Annotated in this window: 6 protein-coding genes and 1 pseudogene; 2 read left to right on the forward strand and 5 right to left on the reverse strand. The window is 73.8% G+C overall.

Features of this window, described 5'->3' with window-relative positions; translation table 11 throughout:
- Positions 1 to 17: 17 nt before the first annotated feature.
- The 5 genes from ACFRMQ_RS35725 to ACFRMQ_RS35745 all read right to left on the reverse strand — a co-directional run bounded on the left by ACFRMQ_RS35725 (position 18) and on the right by ACFRMQ_RS35745 (position 5,647).
- Positions 18 to 1,511: a sensor histidine kinase gene (locus ACFRMQ_RS35725; RefSeq protein ID WP_380734980.1), complete on the reverse strand. Its 1,494-nt coding sequence runs from the start codon at positions 1,509 to 1,511 to the stop codon at positions 18 to 20.
- A complete protein-coding gene (locus ACFRMQ_RS35730; RefSeq protein WP_380734982.1) occupies positions 1,508 to 2,278 on the reverse strand; it encodes a response regulator transcription factor in 771 nt (256 codons plus the stop codon). Before ACFRMQ_RS35730 ends, ACFRMQ_RS35725 begins: the two co-directional genes overlap by 4 nt.
- Before the next feature lie 79 nt (positions 2,279 to 2,357).
- Complete coding sequence (locus ACFRMQ_RS35735; RefSeq protein ID WP_380734983.1) at positions 2,358 to 3,614, reverse strand: S1C family serine protease; 1,257 nt, start codon at positions 3,612 to 3,614, stop codon at positions 2,358 to 2,360.
- Between the two features lie 114 nt (positions 3,615 to 3,728).
- The gene (locus tag ACFRMQ_RS35740; RefSeq protein ID WP_380734984.1) at positions 3,729 to 4,787 is read right to left on the reverse strand and encodes a LacI family DNA-binding transcriptional regulator; all 1,059 of its coding nucleotides are present in this window, start codon (positions 4,785 to 4,787) and stop codon (positions 3,729 to 3,731) included.
- A 128-nt stretch (positions 4,788 to 4,915) separates the two neighbouring features.
- On the reverse strand, positions 4,916 to 5,647 hold the full coding sequence (locus tag ACFRMQ_RS35745) for a response regulator transcription factor (protein WP_380734985.1): 732 nt from the start codon (positions 5,645 to 5,647) through the stop codon (positions 4,916 to 4,918).
- A gap of 731 nt (positions 5,648 to 6,378) precedes the next feature.
- Here ACFRMQ_RS35745 and ACFRMQ_RS35750 point away from each other — a divergent pair.
- Both ACFRMQ_RS35750 and ACFRMQ_RS35755 read left to right on the forward strand, forming a co-directional pair.
- Entirely contained in the window at positions 6,379 to 6,672 is a 294-nt protein-coding gene (locus tag ACFRMQ_RS35750; RefSeq protein WP_380734987.1) for a MoaD/ThiS family protein, read from the forward strand.
- A 5-nt stretch (positions 6,673 to 6,677) separates the two neighbouring features.
- Positions 6,678 to 7,179: pseudogene (locus ACFRMQ_RS35755) on the forward strand (hypothetical protein); the annotation flags it as partial.

Raw genomic sequence — 7,179 nt, forward strand, 5'->3', positions numbered from 1 at the left:
GCGTCACTCCGGGGCCGTCATTCCGGGGCGGGGCCGCCGGGCAGCCGGACGGTGGCCAGGGCGCCCGGACCGCCGTCGGCGGCCGGACCGAGCGTGACCTCGCCGCCCGCCTCCCGGACGCTCTGCGCGACGATCGACAACCCCAGCCCGGAGCCCGGAAGTTGGCGAGAGGAGGGGGATCGCCAGAACCGGTCGAAGACGTACTGGAGCTCGTCCGGCGGGATGCCGGGGCCGTGGTCGCGGACGGTCAGCACGCCCTGCCGGAGCCGGACGTCGATGGTGCCGCCGGGCGGGCTGTACTTGACCGCGTTGTCCAGCAGGTTGATCACCGCCCGCTCCAGCCCGGCCGCGTCGCCGTGCACGTACCAGGGCTCGGTGGTGGTCTCGAAGACCAGCCCCGGGCCGCGCAGCTTGGCCCGTTCGACGGCCCGCCCGGCGAGCTCGTGCAGGGCGACGACGGTCGGCGCCGGGCCGCTCTTCGGGGTGTCCGGGCGGGAGAGCTGGAGCAGGTCGCCGATCAGCACGGTGAGTTCCTGCATCTGCGCCTTCATGTTGCCGAGCAGCTTGGTCTTGGTCGCGGCGGGCAGCGGGCGACCGGTGTCGTTGCTGCGGATCAGCAGGTCGACGTTGGTGCGCAGGGAGGTCAGGGGGGTGCGGAGCTCGTGCCCGGCGTCGGCGATCAGCCGGGTCTGCCGCTCGCGGGAGTTGGCGAGGGCGGTGCTCATCGAGTTGAACGAGGTGGAGAGCCGGGCGATCTCGTCGTCCCCGTGGACCGGGATGGTGGTGCCGACCTCCTCGGTCCGGGCGATGTGCTCGACGGCGTCGGTGAGCCGGTCGACGGGCTTGAGGGCGGAACGGGCGACGAGGCGGCCGGCGATCGCGGCGAGGAGGATGCCGCCGGTGGCGACGGAGCCGAGGAGGAAGGCGAGGCTCTGGAGGGAGTCCTCGATGGGTTGGGTGGGGGCAGCCACCATGACGACGACCGGCACGGTGTACCGGGGGTCCATGGTGAGCCGGACCAGTGCGGGATCCCCGTTCGTGTAGCGGCCCTCCCGGATGACCGCCTGGCCGGGTTTGAGGTTGAACGCGGCCGAGTCCTTCGGCTCGACCACGATCGCCTTGGTGGCCCCGGGAGGCAGACAGACCCCCCTGCCGAGCGCGAGGAACTGGGTGTCCCGAGGAGCTGCCACGCCGTTCTCCGACATATTGCCACCGGGTTGGCGCTCCAGCGCGTGTTCGGGGGTGTCGTAGCAGGCGAGGTTTCTGCCCGCCACGCCCGGCGGGGCGCCGGCGAGGTCGGATCGAACCTGGTCGTAGAGCTGCTTCTCGACGATGAACCAGCACGCCAGCGCCGACAGCGCGATGGCCACCGCCACCGCCGCCGCGCTCAGGAAGGTGAGGCGGCTGCGCAGGGACCGCGAGCGGTACCAGTGGACGACGCGCTGCCGGCGGCCCGGCCGGCGGGGCGGCGTCAGTGGCGGCGCCAGCGGAGGGGGCGGAACGTTGTTCACGCGCCCGCGCCGACGGCCGGGCGCAGGGCGTAGCCGACGCCGCGCACGGTCTGGATCAGGCGGGGCATGCCGCCCTGCTCGGTCTTGCGGCGCAGGTACATCACGTACACGTCCAGGGAGTTGGAGGACGGCTCGAAGTCGAAGCCCCAGACCGCCTTGAGGATCTGTTCGCGGGTGAGGACCTGGCGGGGGTGGGCGAGGAACATCTCCAGCAGCATGAACTCGGTGCGGGTGAGCTCGATCGGCTTGCCGGCCCGGGTGACCTCGCGGGTGGCGGTGTTCATCCGCAGGTCGGCGAAGGCGAGCACCTCGCTCTCGTCCTCGGCGGCGGCGCGGGCGGCGGCCTCGGCGGCGAGGGCGTTGCGGCGCAGCAGGGCGCGGACGCGGGCGAGGAGTTCGTCGAGTTCGAAGGGCTTGGCGAGGTAGTCGTCGGCGCCGACGTCGAGGCCGGTGACCCGGTCGCCGACGGCGTCGCGGGCGGTGAGCATCAGCACCGGGACGGTGTCGCCGCGCGAGCGCATCCGGCGGACGGCGGTGAGGCCGTCCATCCGGGGCATCATGATGTCCAGCAGGACGAGGTCGGGCCGGTCGCGTTCGACGGACTCCAGGGCTTCGTAGCCGTCGGTGGCGGTGGCGACCTCGTATCCCTCGAAGGCGAGGCTGCTCTCCAGGGCGTCCCGGAGGGCGGGTTCGTCGTCGACCACGAGGAGCCGGGCGGAGGGGTGGCCGGCCTCGGCGGTGGTGCGGTCGTCGGCGGACGGGGTCATGGGCGGGTGCCCTTTCTCGTCGGGTTCTCGTCGGCTGGAGGGCCTGCTCGGAGCAATTGTCCGTCTCAGGGAGTGTGGCTCACAGGCTTTGGCCGGCTTCGAGCTTCGGCAGGACCTGCTTGATGTCGTTGATCGGGATGGCGAAGCCGAGGCCGACGCTGCCGGCCTCGCCGCCGCCGGAGGAGCCGGAGCCGCTGGGCGCGTACATCGCCGAGTTGATGGCGATGACCTGGCCGCTGGCGTTGATCAGCGGGCCGCCGGAGTTGCCGGGGTTGAGCGCGGCGTCGGTCTGGAAGGCCTTGTAGGTGGTGCTGTTGCCGTTGCCGGGCTGCGGGGCGGCGCCGCGCATGCCGGGCAGGAAGGGGAGGCCGAAGCCGCCGTTGCCGCTGGTGCTGCCCTCGTCGAGCTGGACGGTGACGTCGCGGTTCTCGGCGCTGATGATGCCGGAGGTGACGGTGCCGGTGAGGCCGTCGGGGTTGCCGATGGCGACGACCGGGTCGCCGATCTCCACGGCGGCGGAGTCGCCGAGGACGGCGGGGGTGAGACTCTTCGCCCCGGTCGCGGTGATCACGGCGACGTCGAGGGACTTGTCGGTGCCGGTGACGGTGGCCTGGGCGGTGGAGCCGTCCTTGAAGGTGACGGTGATCCGGCCGCCGGCGGCCGCGGTGTCGATCACGTGGTAGTTGGTGAGGATCTGCCCGTCGGCGTTCAGGACGACGCCGGTGCCGGTGGCGGTGCCGTTGCCCGTCTTGACGGTGATCTGGACGGTGCTGGGCGAGACCGCGGCGGCGATGGCGGGCACGTTGGCGCTGCCGTCGGTGCGGGCGGAGACCGGGCTGGCGATGGCGCCGACGTGGTTATCGGGGTTCTGCCGGTCGGCGGCGATCAGCCCGCCGGTGACCCCGCCGAGTACGGCGGCGACCGCGGCGACGGCGGTGACCAGGGCGAGCCGGCCGCGCAGCAGTCCGCGCCGGGCCCGGCTGCCGTGGCCGCCGGGGCCCTCGGGGGAGCCCGGGCCGGGGACGGTGGGCGGCTCCGGCGGGGTCGGCGGGATGGTCGGCGGTCCGTCGAAGCCGCCGTCGGAGTGGTCCTGGTGGTAGCCGTGTCCGGCCGGAGTGCCGCTGCCGGTGGCCGGGCCGCCGCCGAGCACGGTGCCCTCGATCGCCCGGGGTTCGTGGGAGCGGTCGGGGTCGTACCGCTCGTCGGTCCGGTACGAGGTGTCGGTCCGGTACGAGCCGTGGGCCTCGTGGGTGCCGGGGGTCCCGTACGAGCCGTACCGCTCGTGGGGCTCGTTCGTGCCGTACTGCTCGCTGGGGTGCTGCTGCTGTCCGCTCATGCGAACAAGCTCCGCCCGGCGTATGAGGAGTGCATGAGAACCGGCTCAGAAGGGGGAGAGAAGCCCGTTGGGTTCTCATAAAGCCTGGTCAGGCCGCCTGCCGGGCGGAATCGGCTACTCCGGTCCGGATCGGACGGGGGAGCTGCCGCCGCAGCCGCAGGAGCGGCGGATGACCAGCCGGGAGGGGAAGGTGCGGACCCGTTCGGTGTCGGAGCCGGGCACCATCAGCGAGTCGTCCAGCACCAGGTCCACCGCGGCCCGGGCCATCGCGTCGCGGTCGGAGGCGACGGTGGTCAGCGGCGGGTCGGCGAGGGCGGCCTCGGGGATGTCGTCGAAGCCGGCCACCGCGAGGTCCTCCGGGACCCGCAGGCCGACCTCGCGGGCGGCCCGCAGAACGCCGATCGCCTGGTCGTCGGTGGAGCAGAAGATCGCCCGCGGCCGGTCCGGCGAGCGCAGCAGGTCGAGCGCGACGTCGTAGGCGCCGTAGCGGTGGAAGGGCGCGTCGATCAGGTGCGGCTCGGTGGGGATGCCGTGCGCGTCCATGGCGCGCTGCCAGCCCTCGACGTGGTCGATGACCGGGTCGCCGGGTGCGGGGGACTCGACCGGGCCGCCGAAGCAGGCGACGTACGGGTGTCCGTGCACCTCCAGCAGGTGGCGCACGATCGCCTCGGCGCCGGCCACGTCGTCGGTGACCACCGCGACGTCGTCGATCGCCTCGGGCCGGCGGTGCAGCAGCACCACCTTGGCGCCCTCCATCGCGGCGAACTCCTCGGCGGCACGCTGCGAGGGGCCCTGGCTGACCAGGATCAGGCCGGAGACGCGCATCCCGAGGAAGGCGCGGACGTAGTGCACCTCGCGGTCGTCCACGTAGTCGGAGTTGCCGATCAGCACGAGCTTGCCGCGTTCGGAGGCCGCCCGTTCCACGGCGTGCGCCATCTCGGCGAAGAACGGCTGGCGGGCGTCCGGGACGACCATGCCGATCAGGTTGGTGCGCCGGGAGGCCATCGCCTGGGCGACGCTGTTCGGCCGGTAGCCGAGCTGCTCGATCGCCGCGAGGACCTTCTCCCGGGTCGCGGGTGCGACCGGGCGCGGCCCGTTGTTGATGACGTAGCTGACGACCGCGGTCGAGGTTCCAGCCAGCCGGGCTACATCGTCGCGCGTCACTTTGGCCACGGGGGGAGTCTACGCGTGTGGTCTGCGGGGCGGCAGAGGGCCCTGGGGCCTTGGTGCGACCGGCCTGCGGGCGGCTCCCGGACGAACCGGACAAGCCGGGCGGGAGGTGTTCCGCCCGGCTTTCGGCGTCATGCGTCCAGCGGGGCCGAGGGGCGCGGGGAGAGCTCCGGCCGCTCGCCCTTCTCGGGTTTCTCCGGGACGACGAAGCGGTAGCCGACGTTGCGCACGGTGCCGATCAGCTGTTCGTGCTCCACGCCGAGTTTGGCGCGCAGCCGCCGGACGTGCACGTCCACCGTCCGGGTGCCGCCGAAGTAGTCGTAGCCCCAGACCTCCTGGAGCAGCTGTGCCCGGGTGAAGACCCGGCCGGGGTGCTGGGCGAGGTACTTGAGCAGCTCGAACTCCTTGAAGGTGAGGTCGAGCGCCCGGCCCCGGAGCTTGGCGGAGTAGGTGGCCTCGTCGACCGAGAGCTCGCCGCTGCGGATCTCCATCGGGCTGTCGTCGGAGGTGACCTGGAGGCGGCCCAGGGCGAGCCGCAGCCGGGCCTCGACCTCGGCCGGGCCGGCGGTGTCCAGCAGGACGTCGTCGATGCCCCACTCGGCGGTGACGGCGGCCAGGCCGCCCTCGGTGACGACCAGGATCAGCGGGCAGCCGATGCCGGTGGAGCGCAGCAGCTGGCAGAGGCTGCGGACCTGCGGGAGGTCGCGCCGGCCGTCGACCAGGATGACGTCCGCACTGGGCGTGTTCACCAGGGCCGCGCCCTCGGCGGGGGCCACCCGGACTTGGTGCAGCAGCAGGCCGAGTGCGGGCAGCACCTCGGCGGAGGGTTGCAGCGCGTTGGTGAGGAGGAGGAGAGAACTCATACCCGGTGGTCCCCTTTCCGGGTCGTCGCGGTCGCTTGACGGCTGCCGCCACAGCCGGATGGCGCACGTGCCGAGGGGGAGGCGAGGGGGACGGTCGTCCGCGGCGAACCGGGGGCGCGGACGGCGTGCGGGGGGCGACGGCGGGGCCGCCGGGGGTCTCGTGGCCCCTGGCGCACCGTTCCTGCCCTGTTCGTCACCGTCAACCCTCCGGTTCTTCTCCGGTACCGGGTGGCGGCCCGGTGCCGGGTGGCGACGCCCCGGCCGGCCGGGGCGCGTCGAGGTGCCGCGTCAGCCGGAGCGGTTCCTGCTGCGCGCCGGGGGTGGGCCGACGAATCGCAAGAACGTCCGTACTGGCGTCCTGGAAGCACAAAAGGACCCGGGGGCGACTCTGCCCGGATCCCTCATGGTGGTCGAGGATAGCCGACCGTGCCACGGTGCCGGGAGTGCGGGAATCCGGCGGTTCGCACAATACGGGCACACGCCTGGTGAGGCTGGACACAGCTTCGAGCACCGCTCCGGGGCCCGTCGGTGGCGGTCCGGTGGGAGGGCGGTGCACGCTCCGTGCCCGTCCGGCCAGGGCGGTTGCCGCTCGTGGTGGCGGACACGCCATCATGGGACGCGCATCGTCGGTGCTGTTCCGGGTCCATCGTTCGGGTGGTCGGGAGGCCGCCGCGGTGGCGAGCCGGACCGGGGCACCGGGCCGGGCGAGGACGACGAGAAGGGGTGGCCCGATGGGCGCGACCACCGAGCCCGCGAGCGGCGCCCGGGTGCGCGGGACGATCCGCTACTGGGCGGCGGCGAAGTCCGAGGCCGGGCTGGCCGAGGAGCCGTACGAGGCGGCGACCCTGGCGCAGGCGCTGGCGGCGGCCAAGGCGCGGCACGCCGACCGGCCGAAGCTCGTCCAGTTGCTCGGGCACTGCTCGTACCTGGTCGACGGGGCTCAGGTGGGCGGCCGCGATCACGCGTCCGTCGCCCTGACCGAGGGTGGAACGGTCGAGGTCCTCCCGCCGTTCGCGGGAGGCTGAGCGGCGTGACGGACATGAACAACCCGAACCGGCCGGACCACGACGGCTACGGCGAGTGGCCGCGGCAGCCCCAGGCTCCGCAGCAGCAGTACCCGCAGCAGTACCCGCCGCAGCACCCGCATCCGGGCGTCCCGCCGTGGCAGCCCGGCCGGCAGCCGCCGTACGGCTACCCGGTGGACGACGCGGCGGCGACCGCGGTGCTGCCGCCGGTGCCCGCCTTCGACGATCCGGCCGCGACCACCCTGCTGCCGCCGGTTCCGGCGGCGGGCGACGCCGAGGCGACGGCGCTGCTGCCGCCCGTGCCGCCGCTGGACGACGCCGCGGCCACCACCCTGCTGCCGCCGGTGGTGGTGTCCGGTGCGATGCCGACCGCGCCGCAGCCGCCCCGGCCGCCGCAGCACCGGTACCAGCAGCCGGTGCGGCCCCAGCCGGACCCGACGATGCAGCTTCGGCAGCCCCCGCAGCCGCAGTCGCAGCCGCCGCGGGCCCGGCACGCGGCCCCGGCGC

The organism is Kitasatospora sp. NPDC056783, assembly GCF_042789895.1.
Lineage (GTDB): Bacteria > Actinomycetota > Actinomycetes > Streptomycetales > Streptomycetaceae > Kitasatospora.